The sequence below is a fragment of the Paenibacillus physcomitrellae genome (assembly GCF_002240225.1).
Taxonomy (GTDB): domain Bacteria; phylum Bacillota; class Bacilli; order Paenibacillales; family Paenibacillaceae; genus Fontibacillus; species Fontibacillus physcomitrellae.
In genome coordinates this window covers 3,687,686-3,702,790 of record NZ_CP022584.1, presented here as the reverse complement: position 1 = coordinate 3,702,790, position 15,105 = coordinate 3,687,686, and the positions used below count along the sequence as shown (strand labels likewise).

Genomic DNA, 15,105 nt, shown 5'->3' with positions numbered 1-15,105 from the left:
TGCTCCTGATTTTGAATGTTTTTGCTTTTGTATGAGAGTGGCAGTCTACCGCCCCACTATGGATTATTTTCTGTAATCATACTCATAATCATCTTCAGTCATCTTCATCCTGTAATCGAAAGAAAGGACGGCCATAACGGGAAGGAACGCGATCAACACGGCATACAGCAGATTCTCCGGCTTAAAGTCAAAAAGGTATCCCACACCTGCAAAACTGAGCAGAAACGCAGTCATCATAGCGATGAGTTTAGCTTTCCGAGTCATTTGATTTCCTCCTGTTCACAATCACAGCCTGCTGCAGGATTCTGGGTGATTAGAGGTCTTCGGCCTTTGTGTGATTCATTCAATTTAGTAATATTTTACCATGAATAATGGAGATTGAATAGAATATTAGGACAAGGTGCTGAAACTACAAATTCCGCTTATAAGGAAGAAAATTAACTGCCTTCAGGAAGAAAAGCCCTGGCCGTTTGAATACAAGAGTAGTGGTTAAGTAACAGATGAACCCAACATAACATCTGGAGGTAATGACAATGACACAGAAAATAGTGGGTGTATTTGCTACAGAACAAGATGCTACGAATGCGATTCAGGACTTGAAGAGAATTGGCTATAGAGCCGAGGATATTTCGGTTATCGGAAAGAACAAACACGACTTAAATGACATTCACGAAGAAACAGGTACGAAGGCGCCGGAAGGTGTAGCTGCAGGTGCGGCGACCGGAGGAGTCCTCGGTGGTATAGCAGGTTTGCTCGCAGGATTAGGAGCCTTGGCGATTCCGGGCATCGGTCCTATCCTCGCAGCCGGACCAATCGCTGCTACGCTCACAGGTGCCGCGGTCGGAGCAGGTACGGGTGGTCTTGTCGGCGGTTTGGTGGGCATGGGTATCCCGGAAGATGAAGCCGAAGAATATAATGCAAATGTAAAAAGCGGCCGGATCCTCGTCATGGTCGATGCCGAAGAAACCCGGAAAAATGAGGTCTACTCCTTATTCCGTGACCGTCATTCCATGAATGCGAGCCATTATCCGCTAGTTGCAGATACTAGCGAAACAAGAGAACCGGTCTTCTATCAGGAAATTGCGACCATGGACCCGCCGGATACGATCCTTGATGGAACAAGTCAAGACCGGACCATGCGCCTGCATGAAGAGCAGCTGGACATTTCCAAGAAACGTCAAACGACGGGCGAGGTCAATCTGCACAAAGAAGTGATCGAACATGAACAATCCATTAATGTTCCTGTGTCCCGCGAAGAAGTGGTGATCGAGAAAAAGGCGGTTCAGGATGAAGTTACCGGCGAACCAATCGGCCGCGACGAAACGATCCGGATTCCGGTTACGGAGGAACGAGTGGAAGTCAGCAAACGGCCTGTTGTCATCGGCGAAGTGGATATTCACAAACGCCAGGTGCAGGACACCGAACAGGTCCGCGATACCTTGAAGAAGGAAGAAGCCCGTCTGGAGCAGACCGGCAATCCTACAGTCAAGGGTGACAAAGATTTGAAATAAACGGCAGGCCAGTGTAATGATGGCCCCCCCTTGTTGAATAGCAGAAGATCATGGACAGAGGCCCCCTGAGCAATCAGGGGGTTTTAAAGTTGTGTCTTCCATTTACAAAATAACCTATCGAATCCGCTAAGAAGGCATTGAAGAAAGATTAGTAAGATTATTTATTAATATAAAGGAGAACATTACCAATGTAATCGTCCACAAGTTGTGAGGTGTCTACTTTCAAACACTCCAAGTGAACTGGCTTTTTGGCACGGTTGATTTCCTCCTGCCATCTTTCTTCAAATATACGACTGAACCAATTTGGGTAATCATTTGCTCGCGACTTTTCAGCCTGTTGTTAAGTTTTGACCATTCAATATGATACGCAACCCCACCGGACGCTTGGGATCTATATTTTTATCTTGTCCCTCTAACTCCAGCCCCTCTAATAACCCTGTTTTCACAATATCAAGGTCAATAATAGCAGCTTTAGTGAACTTCGCAATTGCCCTGGCAAGAGTCGATTTTTCCGACCCAGGAGAAATCAGACATTTGTAAAAAAACATAGCGGCGCCCCTACTCTCATCAAAGTCTACTTTCAACTATTGGCTTGCTTAGAACCGATTCTAGCACATTTTGGAATGTCTATATAATTGGAAGTAGAAACTTATTTTGGTATATAGCGTCTTATATTTGGTTAGCTTTCCTGCAGCATAAATAAGATCTTTAGAAAGTGAGGAATTAAAATGAAGGGTATAAGGTCCTTATCCATTTTATTAGCTTCCATTTGTTTGATTTTGGCGGGATTCAAAAGCTCTGCGTATGCAGAGGGTATCACCTCTCCCTCATTAAAGCTAAAATTAAACAACGCTTTTGTTTTGTATTCAAACCAGCAATTGCCTTATGCAGATTCTAACGGAAGGACCCTTCTGCCCTTACGATTAATCGGAGATGTTATGGGAGCAGCAGTGAATTGGAATGCGAATGAACAGAAAGCAACTGTAACTATGGGGAATGACAAGGTTATTGTAGGCTTGAATGAAAGAAGCGCATATGTCAATGGAATACAAAAACAAATGGATACAACCGCTGTTGTCAAGAATTCAACTATTATGGTGCCGGCAAGGTTTATTTCTGAAGCTTTTAAAATCAAAATAGATTATAACAGAGGCTCTAACGTTGTACAGTTAGCCGATCCCAGAATGATGAACAGCGAAAAACTTAATGTTATAAATGAAATGCAGCGAGTAAATAAAGATTTTGCGAATGAAATTATTCCCTATCATTTTTCTTTTTCAGCAACTAAGAATATAGAGAACAACAAAATAATTGTAAATTTAAAGAACCTATCCCCCTATAATATTGCTGAAGGCCAACTGAATCGAAATATGATCTTCTTCGCCAATCCATCTAAAATCGCTTTTGTTGGCACAAGAGGGCTGATTTCACCAGACGGATCAACTGGCATAAATGGATCTACTATCTCTTCAAAGGGTAACTATATAGATGAAATAAATTGGGAGTTCATAAACAGCGTTCAAGGAGAACCTCTAAAATACATTTTTGCTAATTATTTTGTAACGGAATAAAAGTTTATACCGGAGAATGGGATACAGGAAAAATAAATCTCTTCTAATGATTGTGTACTATTGTCTGAACTATCGTTTCCCCGTTAGCTTAACGGCCTCAATCCCGATGAGCAAAACGAGCGCAACTCTTAAGCTGCTTGCCGTTTGTACACGCGCATCGCAAAGAAATAAGCAACGAGCATAATGCCGATACACCACGCAAGAGCGATCCAGATCTCATGGCCTGCCGGTTGATTGGCCAACAGGGCACGAATGGTTTCTACGATCGAGGTCACCGGCTGATTTTCGGCAAAAACGCGAACGGCCTTCGGCATCGAATCGGTTGGCACAAAGGCCGAACTGATAAACGGCAGGAAGATAAGCGGATAAGAAAAGGCGCTTGCGCCTTCCACCGATTTTCCCGATAAGCCGGCAATCGCCGCAACCCATGTCAAAGCCAGCGTAAACAGCATGAGTATCCCGGTTACGGCAAGCCATGGCAGGATCCCTGCCGACGAGCGAAAGCCCATAAGGAGCGCTACGAGAATGATGACAACAAGCGAAATGACGTTGGATACCAGCGAGGTCAGCACGTGCCCCCACAGCACGGCAGAACGCGCAATCGGCATGGAGTGGAACCGCTCAATGATGCCCCGCTGCTTATCCATAAACAGACGGTAAGCCGTATAGGATATACCGCTGGCAATCGCAATCAGCAGGATGCCGGGCAGCAGGTAGTTCACATAGCTCTCCGTTCCAGTTTGAATGGCGCCGCCAAACACATAGACAAACAGCAGCATCATAGCAATCGGAGTAATGCACACTGTGATAATGGTGTCAATACTGCGGAGAATATGACGCATGGAACGTCCAAGCATAACGGTCATGTCGCTGAAAAAGTATTTATACATCGTTGCTAGGCCTCCTTTTTACCGATAATGGCGAGGAAGATCTCCTCAAGTGTTGGCTGTTTTTCCACATACTCTACCTTTACGGGCGGGAAGAGCTTTTTCAGTTCCTCAAGCGTACCCCCTGCAATAATCCTGCCCTCATGCAAAATAGCGATTCGATCGGCAAGCTGTTCAGCCTCATCCAAATACTGAGTGGTCAGGAATACCGTCGTGCCGCTGTCTGCAAGTTCCTTAACCATCTTCCAAGTCTCAATGCGCGCCTCGGGGTCAAGCCCCGTGGTCGGCTCATCGAGGAAAATAAGCTGCGGTTTCCCGATGAGGCTCATGGCAATGTCGAGCCTGCGGCGCATACCGCCCGAATAGGTGGACATCCTGCGGTCGGCGGCCTCAGTTAAGCCGAAGCCATTCAGCAGATCGTCAGCCACTTGACGCGGATTAGCCAGGTGCCGCAGTTTGGCGATCATGATCAGATTTTCCCGACCGGTCAATATCTCGTCTACGGCAGCAAATTGCCCGGTTAGACTGATCGCATGTCGCACTTGCCCGGGATTTGATGCAACATCAAATCCGTTAACGGCGGCGGTGCCTCCGTCCTGTTTGAGCAGCGTAGTGAGGATTCTGACAATCGTCGTCTTGCCTGCGCCGTTGGAGCCCAGCAAGGCGAAAATTTCACCCCGCTTCACTTCAAAATCGACGCCTTTTAACACTTCCGTATCCTTGAAGGATTTTCGCAGACCTTTAACCTCAATTGCGGTTTCCATCCCGGTCCCCCCTTTTACTTGGTTTATCCGTAAACTTGTTCATGGCCTTGTTACCTTCCTTTGTTCCTTCTTGGTCCAAAGATTCTTGATAGAGATCGGCATAAGTTTTGAATCCTCGATGAGATCGTCGCAGAAAGTCGCTACGTCACTGCCGGTGATCTTTTCCCAAAATTGATTCCCTCTCCTTTAACCACTCTACTTAGTCTGACTGATAATCTGTATAACCGACTACCTGGGTGAAAATAAAACTGAATAGCGAAGATGGCATTTGCTCATTTGTAATCAGCTATTCAGTGTCGGTATGATGATCAATTGCAATTCCTTTTCACGTTAGTCACGGCCAATCGTATCGTTCAACTTCTTGCGGTACTTATCTTTCCAGGTTTTCGTATCCTTCACGAGTTCATCGCAGAACGCGGCCACGTCCTCACCCGTCAGGTCAATGACCTTTCTGCCTTCCGCCGCCCCTTCCTCAAAGAGATCAAGAACGCCGCCAAAGATCCGGCTGCTGTCCTTCCATTCCGTAGTACCGCCAGCGGTCCATACATAGCTTTTGATCGCACTGTAAGCTTTGCGGTATTCGCTTGGAAGAGACTTGGCACGCGCCTCCATCGCCCTCCATTCCCGCTTGTCATCCAGACTGCCGATCAGCTTTTCAAAAAAATTCATGCATCTTCTCCCCCTTAAATTTATTTCGCTTTAAGTTCATTAAGTTTGCTGGAGATGAAATCCCATTTCTTCCAAAAAACTTCAAGCTGCTCCTGCCCGGCTGCATTAAGCGTGTAAAACTTTCTTGGCGGCCCCATAGTGGAAGGCTTCTTCTCGATGTCCACCAGATTATTTTTCTCAAGCCTCATGGTAATCGTATACACCGTGCCTTCAACCACATCGGTGAAACCAAGTTCTCGCAGCTGATGCGTGATTTCATAGCCATACGTTTCGCCACGGCTGATGATTTCAAGCACACAACCCTCAAGCACTCCTTTCAGCATTTCCGTAATATTCTCCAAAGTTATCCTCCACCTGTGCTTTGCTTTATTTTCTTTCGGTACTCTGTATGACTTGTATTTAGTGTTACTTACTACAGATACATAGTAACGCAGAGTAGTGTTATTGTCAACTAGCTGCTTAAAGTCGTACTTGCTAGATCGAGAAAGAGGATTAAAATTCTCCCCTATCTAAGAATAAGCTAAGCATTTGTAATATTGAGTCTGCTTTTTAAATAAAACGATTAGATTTTTACTTGCATTTTGCAAATAAATAAGTTATAACTATATCCAAGAGGTGACATACTTTGGAAAACGCACGTGAACTGTTTCAAATTATGACTCGTCGCTTCGGATTGCTCAATAAGAACTGCTGTAGTGTAGGTGGGTGTGATATCTCCCCTGTACAAAGCCATATCCTGTATGAAGTGGATCGTCGGCATCAACCTTCGATGCAGCAAATTGCGGACATCCTCGGCACGGACATTACAACGTTTAGCAGACAGATTCAGTCATTAGTTCGAATGAACTTGATTCAAAAAACACCTGATCCCTCCGATCGTCGAGTATATACCCTATCCCTCACTACGGAAGGAAAGTTTGTGGCTACGACCATTGATCAGCAAATGAATGCTTTTTTGGATGAAGTTTTCTCTTATATGAGTGAAGAAGAGCACCAAACGGTTCTAAAGTCCATTAAACTGATGAATGAAGCCATGGCAAAGTCAGATAATTGCTGCCGCCCCGTCAAGGGGTGATAGCTTTTAAACAATACTTGCAAAATGCAAATAAAAGGAGTGTACTTTATGCATGAGTCCCAGCAAATGTCAACTACAACTATGAAGATACGCCAAGCTCAACCTTTAGACTTGGAAAGTATTCGGCGCATCTATAATCAAGGAATTGAGGACCGAATCGCAACTCTAGAAACCGAAACTAAAGATATGGCCTATATGCAGCAGTGGTACGATTCGCACAGGGATCGTTTTGTCATCCTTGTTGCCGAAGAACAAGGCAAGGTGGTTGGCTGGGCCTCCTTAAACCCCTATTCCCTCCGTTGTGCTTATGCAGGGGTAGCCGATTTGTCTATTTACATTGATCGTGACCATAGAGGGAAAGGCGTGGGAAGTGCTCTTCTTACCGAGTTAGAGGAACAAGCTAAGGCGAATCAGTTTTATAAAATTGTTCTCTTTACGTTCCCCTCGAATCAAGGCGGTCAAGGTCTATATCGAAAATTAGGTTATAGAGAAGTTGGAGTTTTTCAAAACCAGGGCGTCCTAGACGGTCAATTTATTGATGTCATGATTATGGAGAAGCTGTTTATGGGCAGTTAATTACTTAACTAAATATAGTAGAGCCCTTACCCTATTTGGTAGGGAACTATTTAAACAAAAACTTGCAATGTGCAAATAAAATTTAAAGTTATGGAGGAACACATGATGAATAAACAATTACCTGTAGCTATTATTGGCGGTGGCCCAGTGGCTCTTGCTGCTGCAGCACAGCTTGTAAAAAGAAATTTACCATTTGTTTTATTTGAAAAAGGATCAACCGTTGGAGCCTCGGTCTTAAGCTGGAAACACGTCCGCATGTTCTCCACCTGGGAGTTTAATATAGATCCGGTTGCCAGGGAATTGCTCTTGCAAAGCGACTGGCAGGCACCTAATTCAAATGATCTACCGACGGGAAAGGATTTGGTGGAACTCTATCTTAACCCTTTATCCCAATTAAGCTCCATTAAGCCTAATGTTTCTCTGAATACAGAAGTCACGGCTGTTTACCGGAAAGACATAGACAAAATGAAGACACTGGGCAGAGAAAAAGCTCCTTTTATTTTGGAATACACTCAAGAAGGCCGAACGGGAATAGTCGAAGCTTCAGCAGTCATCGACGCTACTGGTACTTGGCTATCTCCAAATCCCATGACAGCAAACGGAAAGGTTTCTGATGGGGAGCTTAAACATGGCGAACATATTCGTTATGGCATACCAGATATTTTGGGTATGGAGTATAAAAAATATGCTGGCAAAAATGTAGCTGTCATCGGCAGCGGTCATTCTGCTATACAGTCCCTTACTCTTCTTCATCAGCTGCAGTTGCAGGAGAAACAGACTAAGATCCATTGGATTTTGAGAAAACAGCAAGTAGATGAAGCCTTTGGAGGCGGCGAAAATGATGGTCTTCCGGCACGCGGTGAACTCGGAATGAAGGCGTATCGATTTGTTCAAGAGGGGAACGTGGAAGTTCATACACCTTTTCTTGTTCAGGAAATTAAAGAGGATCAGGAATCCCGGCAGCTTGCCCTTATCGGCAAACAGAACGGCGATCAAGCTCAAATTCTTAACCTGGACGAAATTATTGTCGCCACCGGATCACGGCCGGACTTCTCATTTCTGAGTGAACTAAGATATACCTTTGATCCGGCAATTGAATGTGTTCCTCAGTTAGCGAACCTCATTGATCCTAATATTCATAGCTGTGGGACAGTTCGGCCACATGGTGAAACCGAACTGCAGCAACCTGAGAAGGATCTGTACATCGTAGGGGCTAAAAGTTATGGCCGTGCTCCAACCTTTTTGCTTGCAACCGGTTATGAGCAGGTAAGAAGCGTTGTTGCTGCCATTGCCGGTGATTTTGAGGCTGCTCGTGAGGTCAAACTGAAACTTCCTGAGACTGGAGTATGCTCGATCTCTAAACATAATCTTGCAGCTCAAGAAGAAACGGGATGTTGTGGTCCTGTGGTTCAGGACTCAGGATGTGGACCAAAGAGTTGCTCGTAATATTACACTTCGGAGAAATGAAGAAGAGGCCCTTTATGGAGACCTCTTCTTTTTCCGTTTATCAATACATTTTTTCAAGGGACTGACGATGGGAGGATTTAATGTTGATGCTTGGACGAATGGTTTTCGCCAGGACTTCCGCTTCCTGCAAGTCTTTACTTATTCCTAATTCAATAAGAGTACCGATTGCTACAGTTCCCGTTCTGCCTCTACCTCCACCACAATGGAATCCTACTTTCTTCCCACTATGATAAGCTTTCAGCACATTGTCTATCGCCTCACGGTAAAGCTCATCCTGAGGGCCTGTAGCATGGTCCTCTAAAGGGACTTGGACCCATTGAAGCTTCTCATTTGCCAAAGCCGGCTCTGAGGCTTCACCACGCAAGTCAACGACTACTTCAATGCCTTCGTTATAAAACATGTCTTCAACATCGGCTGCCCCACCGAAAAAAATTTTATCTTCTATAAGTGCCTGATAATTTTTAACCATAATGGATCTTCTCCTTAAAGGTCTTGAGTAGAATCATTTTCCAGTCTCAACAAACTGGGCAATCCGGTTTTTAATGGCATCACGAACTTGATTGAATTGAGCCGTAATCTCTTCATCCGTACCCGTGGCTTTAGCAGGATCATCAAAACCCCAATGCCATTTTGTAACGTTAGGATTAGAAATGACTGGGCAATGTTCATCCGCATGGCCGCACAGCGTAATCACATAATCTGCGCGATTCAGGATTTCCGGATCGATTACATCCGAGGTATGGCTGCTGATATCAATACCAGCTTCTCTCATCGTTTGTACAGCCCGTGGATTTAATCCATGAGCTTCCAAGCCCGCACTTTTCACTTCATATCTATCTCCACCAAGTGCTTTTAAAAAGCCATCTGCGATTTGACTCCGGCAAGAATTCCCTGTGCACAAGAAATAAACAAGTGGTTTCTTTTCCATAATTAAAATCCCCTTTTACTCTTGATTTTGATAGGTATTGTTTAGTTGGTACCCTGTTGGCCTTTTCTATTCAAAAGTTTCTGTACTCCCCACCAAACAGCTATGAGACAAACAAAAATTCCAGCAATGACAAGCCATAAATTGACCGAAGTGGAGCTAATAAAGGATAGCCATAAATAAAGGCCGGTCAAAGTGATGAACAGTGTCGGAACGGTTAAGATTAAGCCAATTTTAAAATAAGTTCCCCAACCAATTTTGACTCCTTTCTGAGCCAAGACATGAAGCCAAAGCAAAGTAGCTAATGAACCAATCGGCGTAATTTTAGGTCCCAAATCTGACCCGATCACATTCGCATAAATAAGCGACTCTCGTATAAAGCCTTCTGTTGAGGTTGCTTTAATCGCAAGCGCATCAATCATAACCGTAGGCATGTTGTTCATGATGGACGACAAAATAGCTGCTATAAAGCCGGAAGCTATTGTGGAGATAAACAATCCATGCTGGCTAACGGCCTCGAATAGCTTGCCTAATTCATCTGTGAGACCCACATTTCTTAATCCATACACGACGACATACATACCGATGGAGAATACTACAACGGCCCAAGGAGCTCCTTTAATAAGTTTCCAAGTATGGATTTGAGGGCTACTCTGAGCAAAAAGAATAAAGACCAAAGCGGCAATTCCAGCGATTACGGAAACAGGAATATTAATGAACTGACTGCACATGTAGGCGATGAGCAAAACACCAAGAATGACCCAGGACAAGCGGAACAGTCGTCGATCTTTGATTGCTGCAGAAGGGACTTTAAGCTGCTCTACTTCATAGTGAACAGGGATACGTTTTCTGAACATTAAAAACAGCATGAACAGGCTTCCTGCGATTGAAAACAGGGTTGGGATAATCATCCTGCTGGCATAATCTACAAAGGAAATGCCAAAAAAATCAGACGAAACGATGTTCACCAAGTTACTGATTATGAGCGGCAAAGAAGCCGTGTCTGAAATAAAACCGCTTGCCATGATAAACGGCAAAATCATTCGCTCATTAAAGTTAAGGCCTCGCACCATTGCAAGTACAATAGGAGTCAAAATCAGGGCTGCCCCATCATTGGCAAATAATGCAGATACGGCAGCTCCGAGCAATATCACATAGACAAACATCAGCCGGCCGTTCCCCCTGGCGAACCTGGCTACGTGTAAGGCTGCCCATTCAAAGAAGCCAATTTCATCTAAGAGGAGTGAAATCAGAATTATAGCCACAAAGGTTAGAGTAGCGTTCCATACAATCAGGGTTACGTCCCATACGTCAGAAAATTGAACAACCCCAAAACATAGAGCGAGAATGGCCCCCCCTGCTGCTGTCCATCCAATGTTTAACCCCCTTGGCTGCCAAATAACGAAGGTTAGCGTAACCAGAAAAATAACAATAGCAACGAATAACATAGGACCTCCGGAGATTAATCACATGATAAGCCGATTCGGCCTTCAAGCTTAGATTTCATACAAGGCAGCTGGTTCATCAAACTTTCCAAATATGGTTTGTCTTCTACGTTCAAGGAATAATAAACCCACTGGCTTTTTTTCGTTTCATAAACCAAACCGCCTAATTTCAATTTCTTTAGATGCTGGCTTACGTTTGGCTGACTTGTCTCCAAAATATCCACGATATCGCAAACGCACATCTCACGTTCCTTTAAAAGAGCCATAATGGTCAGTCTTGTTTTATCAGCGAGCAATTTCATATGATATGACATTTCATCAATAGTGCTCACTAACATCCCTCCTCTCTCGCAGCTGAAATGCTCTTATATTCATGTCAGATTATATAATCAATAACGAATATAATCAATAAGTTATGTTTAACTCGCGTAACTTTATTTAAATTCAACTATCCATCCATTAGATTATTGAGTGGTAAAGGGGAAAGGTAGCAAATATCTTGTGATTATATCTACTTCAAAAACTTATCTTTAAAGAGTTTTTCGCTGAAGAATAATTAACTATATCACTTGAAATTCAATTAAAAAGGTTGCCCTAGGAATTAGGGGCAACCTTTTTAATAACCGGAAAATATTACATAACATTGTACAAGTGAATATTTATGCAATTCTCATTAATTATGACATCACACATACACCCGCTTACCCCTCACATCTTATAAGCCCGCATCGCCTTACCGAGCTCTTTGAGCGAAGGACGTTTGCCGTACAGGAGCACGCCAGTGCGGTAGATCTTCGCGGACAACCAGCCGAACAGGAACGTGGCGACCAGCAAAATCACAAGCGAAACCACGATTTCCCATGCAGCTACCTCTCCTACTCCTACTCTCACCAGCATGGAGATCGGCGAGGTGAACGGGATAAAGGAGGCGATTTTGATCAGCATCGTATTTGGCGTTGCAATACTGAAGATGCCGATATAGAAGGAAACCATTAACAGCAGTGTAATCGGCATAATTGCCTGTCCCAGCTCCTCTGTCCGGCTGACCAGGGAACCGATCGCTGCAAACAAGGTAGCATACAGGAAGTAACCCAGAATATAGAACACCAGCCCGTACAGGAAGACGTCTGCACTGATCTGCGAAATATCGACGCCAAGGCCTTTGATCGCTTCGCGGTTATGCGGCATCGAGATATTCGCCACCACGACCACGGCGAAGAACACGATCTGCATTAAGCCAAGCAGGAACATGGCAATGATCTTGCCAAACATCTGAACCAGCGGTGAGACGCTGGTGATGAGGATCTCCATGATCCGTGAGCTTTTCTCAGCGGTTACTTCGGAGGCAATCATACTTCCGGTGGTTGTATTAATCATCAGGAACAGGATGATCAGAACGTATACGTAAATATAATTAGCTACCTTCGTGCTTTCGGAGGATTTTCCGTCTTGATCCCCGCCGGCAGTACTGCCCGCCTTTTCCGCATTCAGCGTAACCGGGGCCACCAGCTCAGCCAGCTGGCTGTCGCTGAGCGAACCTCCTGCGATGGTCTGCATTTTCACGGATTGTAGGGCGCTCTGCAAAGAAGCCGACAGACCTTGTCCCGGATCGTCACCGGATTTGGATACATAAGTCACTTCCGGAAATCCGACGCTGCTGTCCTGGCTGAATTTCAGGTAGGCATCCAGCTTCTTGTCGGTCAGATCCTGCTGGAGCTGCTCATCGTTCACCTCGCCTTTATAATCAACGAGGGCATAGTCCGGGCTCTTCAACTGGTCTGAAACCTGGCGGAACTTCTCGGCGATGGCCGGCTGCGGTTCATAGACCAGGCCGATATTCAGCGCCTTTTCATCTTTGTTCATAAATTTATCAATCAGGAACGGAACGTTGGCCAGAACCGTAATCAGGATAGCAATGACCAGCATCGTAATCAGGAAGGATCTCTTGCGGATCTTGCTCATGAACGAGAAACGGATAACAGTACCCAGCTTATTCATTGGATTCCCCCACTTCCTTGATAAAGATTTGGTTAAGCGTCGGCTCCTGGATTTCAAAATGCTCCACTTCGCTCTGCGCCATAGCCGTCGACAAAATCGTCTTCGCCGCCGAAACATCTGAAATCGTCAATTGATAACCCCGCTCTTTGCGTTCAACCTTCGTCACGCCGCCGATCTGCTCCAGCCCTTCCACAGCGCCTGTCGTCCGCAGGATCACCGATTCACGCGGATAACGTTTCTTGATTTCCTGGAGGTCGCCCTGAATGACCGGGTTTGAGCGGTGCAAAATCGTAATGTTGCGGCACAGCTCTTCCACGTGCTCCATCCGGTGCGTGGAGAACAAAATGCTGGTGCCTTCATCACGCAGCTGCTTCACATTCGCTTTCAGCAATTCTACATTGACCGGGTCAAGGCCACTGAACGCTTCGTCAAGGATCAGAATCTTCGGTTTATGCACAACGGCCGCGATAAATCCCATCTTCTGCTGGTTGCCTTTGGACAGCTCTTCGATCCGTTTATCGTAATACTCCGGCACCTCAAAGCGATCCAGCCAATACTTGAGGCTTTGGTCGGCTTCCTTGGCGGACATGCCGCGCAGCTGGGCCAGGTAGGTGATCTGCTCGCTGACCTTAATCTTGGGATACAAGCCGCGTTCCTCGGGCAGATAACCCATTTCATGACGCTGATCCGGGCCGTAAGGTTTGCCGAAATAAGAGATGTTCCCCCCATCCGGAAAAATAACCCCAAGCACCATCCGCATCGTCGTTGTTTTCCCGGCGCCGTTTGCGCCAAGCAGGCCGTAGATTTCCCCTTGCTCAACCTCAAGTGAAATTCCGTTAACGGCGGTCTTGTCTCCAAACTGCTTGAATACCTGACTTAGAACCAGTGGTTTTGCCATTACAACGTCCCCCTCTTCCATTTCAGTTCTTCGGGCAAATGCCCCTTCATCCAAAGCTCCAAAGCCTCTTCCAGCTCGATGCTCCTTCTACGCAGCACCTCAATTGGCAGCTCTGCCGCCAATCTTTCGGCTTCGGCCGAATTGACCAGCACTTTCATCAGATCCGGACCCTGCTCCAGCTCCAGAGCGCCAAGCTGCTTCACTTCCGCCTGTCCGCCTCTGATCCACCATTCCTGAAAACATTCCTGCAAAGCATCCTTCTCAACCATCCCGTAGCTTCGGCCGTCACGCATCAGCACGACGTAATCTGCCAGCCGTTTGATTTCATCCACGATGTGGGTGCATAAAAGGACCGTGATTTCCTCTTCGGCCAGCAGCGACCGAAGCCCGCTGAGCATTTCCTTCCAGGCGAACGGGTCCAGACCGGAAGAAGGCTCATCCAGGAGCAGCAGCTTAGGATGGCAGGCCAAAGCGGCGGCGATCTCAAACTTGCGGCGCTCCCCCTTCGACATCTTCGAAAGCTTGATGCCTCTTGGGACGTCAAAGCGGTTCAGCAATTCCTCAAACCTCGTTCCGTCCCAATCTGGGTACCAATACGCCCGGAAGCTGCCAGCCTCTTCAGCCGTTGCCTGATTCTCCTCATATAAAGGGATCTCCGGTACGTAGGCGATCATGCGCTTCAGCTCAATCGGCAGGCCCTGCTCATGCTGCTGACCGAACCACTCCATGGTTCCTCCATCCGGCTGGATCGCCTTCATGATCAGATGAATCAGCGTGCTTTTTCCTGAACCGTTTGGCCCCACTACCGCAACGACATGGCCGGCAGGAACATCGAGGTCAATAGGACCGATTGTTTTTCGCCGCCCGCTTTTGACTATGCCGCTGAGCTTAACCGCTAAGTCCGTCATAGGGAATCTCCGCCTTTCTCCGTATCCTTAAATTTCTCCTCCAACACTTCAAGGAACAACGTCTTCAACTCTTCTTTGCTATATTGAACCGACCGGGCACTGTCAATGGCGGCTCCCAGCGCTTCCTCTACAAATGTTCGTTTATAAGTGCCACGCTGTTCTTCTTCCACTTTAGCGACAAAAGTACCCGTCCCCTGCTTGGTCCGCAGCAGTCCTTCGCTCTCCAGGTCCTGATAAACCCGGCGCACCGTAATCGCGCTGCAGTTCAGGTTGCCTGCCAGCTCGCGTATGGAAGGAAGAAGGGTCCCTTCGGCCAGCTGACCACCGACAATCATCGAACGCAGCTGCGTTTCGATCTGATGATAAAGCGGCTCTGCGCTGCTCTCATTAATCTGTATGGGAATCCACACT

At 46.1% G+C, this 15,105-nt stretch carries 19 protein-coding genes; 5 read left to right on the top strand and 14 right to left on the bottom strand.

Annotation, left to right across the window (positions count from 1 at the left end):
• Positions 1 to 63: 63 nt before the first annotated feature.
• On the bottom strand, positions 64 to 264 hold the full coding sequence (locus CBE73_RS16690; RefSeq protein ID WP_094095190.1) for a hypothetical protein: 201 nt from the start codon (positions 262 to 264) through the stop codon (positions 64 to 66).
• Between the two features lie 269 nt (positions 265 to 533).
• On the opposite strand from CBE73_RS16690, the gene CBE73_RS16685 reads away from it, so the two are divergent.
• On the top strand, positions 534 to 1,511 hold the full coding sequence (locus tag CBE73_RS16685) for a YsnF/AvaK domain-containing protein (RefSeq protein WP_094095189.1): 978 nt from the start codon (positions 534 to 536) through the stop codon (positions 1,509 to 1,511).
• A gap of 329 nt (positions 1,512 to 1,840) precedes the next feature.
• Here CBE73_RS16685 and CBE73_RS16680 read toward each other — a convergent pair whose 3' ends face one another.
• Positions 1,841 to 2,059 carry a hypothetical protein gene (locus tag CBE73_RS16680; protein ID WP_094095188.1) on the bottom strand — a complete coding sequence of 73 codons (219 nt, stop codon included), beginning with the start codon at positions 2,057 to 2,059 and terminating at the stop codon, positions 1,841 to 1,843.
• A gap of 180 nt (positions 2,060 to 2,239) precedes the next feature.
• Here CBE73_RS16680 and CBE73_RS16675 point away from each other — a divergent pair, with 180 nt between their 5' ends.
• A complete protein-coding gene (locus CBE73_RS16675; protein ID WP_094095187.1) occupies positions 2,240 to 3,082 on the top strand; it encodes a copper amine oxidase N-terminal domain-containing protein in 843 nt (280 codons plus the stop codon).
• Between the two features lie 128 nt (positions 3,083 to 3,210).
• Here CBE73_RS16675 and CBE73_RS16670 read toward each other — a convergent pair whose 3' ends face one another.
• From CBE73_RS16670 to CBE73_RS16655, 4 genes are all read right to left on the bottom strand, one after another.
• Positions 3,211 to 3,972, bottom strand: coding sequence for an ABC transporter permease (locus CBE73_RS16670; RefSeq protein WP_094095186.1), 762 nt, complete (start codon positions 3,970 to 3,972; stop codon positions 3,211 to 3,213).
• A 5-nt stretch (positions 3,973 to 3,977) separates the two neighbouring features.
• Positions 3,978 to 4,733 (bottom strand): ABC transporter ATP-binding protein, encoded by a 756-nt coding sequence (locus CBE73_RS16665; protein ID WP_094095185.1) that lies wholly within the window; start codon positions 4,731 to 4,733, stop codon positions 3,978 to 3,980.
• 330 nt (positions 4,734 to 5,063) lie between these two features.
• Positions 5,064 to 5,402, bottom strand: a complete 339-nt coding sequence (locus CBE73_RS16660; protein WP_094095184.1) for a DUF1048 domain-containing protein — start codon at positions 5,400 to 5,402, stop codon at positions 5,064 to 5,066.
• 20 nt (positions 5,403 to 5,422) lie between these two features.
• Positions 5,423 to 5,743: a PadR family transcriptional regulator gene (locus tag CBE73_RS16655; RefSeq protein WP_094095183.1), complete on the bottom strand. Its 321-nt coding sequence runs from the start codon at positions 5,741 to 5,743 to the stop codon at positions 5,423 to 5,425.
• A gap of 284 nt (positions 5,744 to 6,027) precedes the next feature.
• Between CBE73_RS16655 and CBE73_RS16650 the strand changes: the two genes are divergently transcribed.
• From CBE73_RS16650 to CBE73_RS16640, 3 genes are all read left to right on the top strand, one after another.
• A complete protein-coding gene (locus tag CBE73_RS16650) occupies positions 6,028 to 6,477 on the top strand; it encodes a MarR family winged helix-turn-helix transcriptional regulator (protein ID WP_068699902.1) in 450 nt (149 codons plus the stop codon).
• A gap of 48 nt (positions 6,478 to 6,525) precedes the next feature.
• On the top strand, positions 6,526 to 7,053 hold the full coding sequence (locus tag CBE73_RS16645) for an arsinothricin resistance N-acetyltransferase ArsN1 family A (protein WP_229752584.1): 528 nt from the start codon (positions 6,526 to 6,528) through the stop codon (positions 7,051 to 7,053).
• A 102-nt stretch (positions 7,054 to 7,155) separates the two neighbouring features.
• Positions 7,156 to 8,499, top strand: a complete 1,344-nt coding sequence (locus CBE73_RS16640; protein WP_229752583.1) for an NAD(P)-binding domain-containing protein — start codon at positions 7,156 to 7,158, stop codon at positions 8,497 to 8,499.
• 61 nt (positions 8,500 to 8,560) lie between these two features.
• Here CBE73_RS16640 and CBE73_RS16635 read toward each other — a convergent pair whose 3' ends face one another.
• From CBE73_RS16635 to CBE73_RS16600, 8 genes are all read right to left on the bottom strand, one after another.
• Positions 8,561 to 8,989 carry a protein-tyrosine phosphatase family protein gene (locus CBE73_RS16635; protein ID WP_068699898.1) on the bottom strand — a complete coding sequence of 143 codons (429 nt, stop codon included), beginning with the start codon at positions 8,987 to 8,989 and terminating at the stop codon, positions 8,561 to 8,563.
• Between the two features lie 33 nt (positions 8,990 to 9,022).
• Complete coding sequence (gene arsC, locus CBE73_RS16630; RefSeq protein ID WP_094095181.1) at positions 9,023 to 9,448, bottom strand: arsenate reductase (thioredoxin); 426 nt, start codon at positions 9,446 to 9,448, stop codon at positions 9,023 to 9,025.
• A gap of 41 nt (positions 9,449 to 9,489) precedes the next feature.
• Positions 9,490 to 10,893 carry an arsenic transporter gene (locus CBE73_RS16625; RefSeq protein ID WP_094095180.1) on the bottom strand — a complete coding sequence of 468 codons (1,404 nt, stop codon included), beginning with the start codon at positions 10,891 to 10,893 and terminating at the stop codon, positions 9,490 to 9,492.
• A gap of 14 nt (positions 10,894 to 10,907) precedes the next feature.
• Positions 10,908 to 11,222 carry an ArsR/SmtB family transcription factor gene (locus CBE73_RS16620; RefSeq protein ID WP_094095179.1) on the bottom strand — a complete coding sequence of 105 codons (315 nt, stop codon included), beginning with the start codon at positions 11,220 to 11,222 and terminating at the stop codon, positions 10,908 to 10,910.
• 376 nt (positions 11,223 to 11,598) lie between these two features.
• Positions 11,599 to 12,888, bottom strand: coding sequence for an ABC transporter permease (locus tag CBE73_RS16615; protein WP_094095178.1), 1,290 nt, complete (start codon positions 12,886 to 12,888; stop codon positions 11,599 to 11,601).
• Positions 12,881 to 13,786, bottom strand: coding sequence for an ABC transporter ATP-binding protein (locus tag CBE73_RS16610; protein ID WP_094095177.1), 906 nt, complete (start codon positions 13,784 to 13,786; stop codon positions 12,881 to 12,883). The genes CBE73_RS16615 and CBE73_RS16610 overlap by 8 nt, the downstream gene beginning before the upstream one ends.
• Positions 13,786 to 14,694, bottom strand: coding sequence for an ATP-binding cassette domain-containing protein (locus CBE73_RS16605; protein WP_094095176.1), 909 nt, complete (start codon positions 14,692 to 14,694; stop codon positions 13,786 to 13,788). Before CBE73_RS16605 ends, CBE73_RS16610 begins: the two co-directional genes overlap by 1 nt.
• The gene (locus CBE73_RS16600; RefSeq protein ID WP_094095175.1) at positions 14,691 to 15,104 is read right to left on the bottom strand and encodes a GntR family transcriptional regulator; all 414 of its coding nucleotides are present in this window, start codon (positions 15,102 to 15,104) and stop codon (positions 14,691 to 14,693) included. The genes CBE73_RS16605 and CBE73_RS16600 overlap by 4 nt, the downstream gene beginning before the upstream one ends.
• Between the last annotated feature and the right edge of the window lies 1 nt (position 15,105).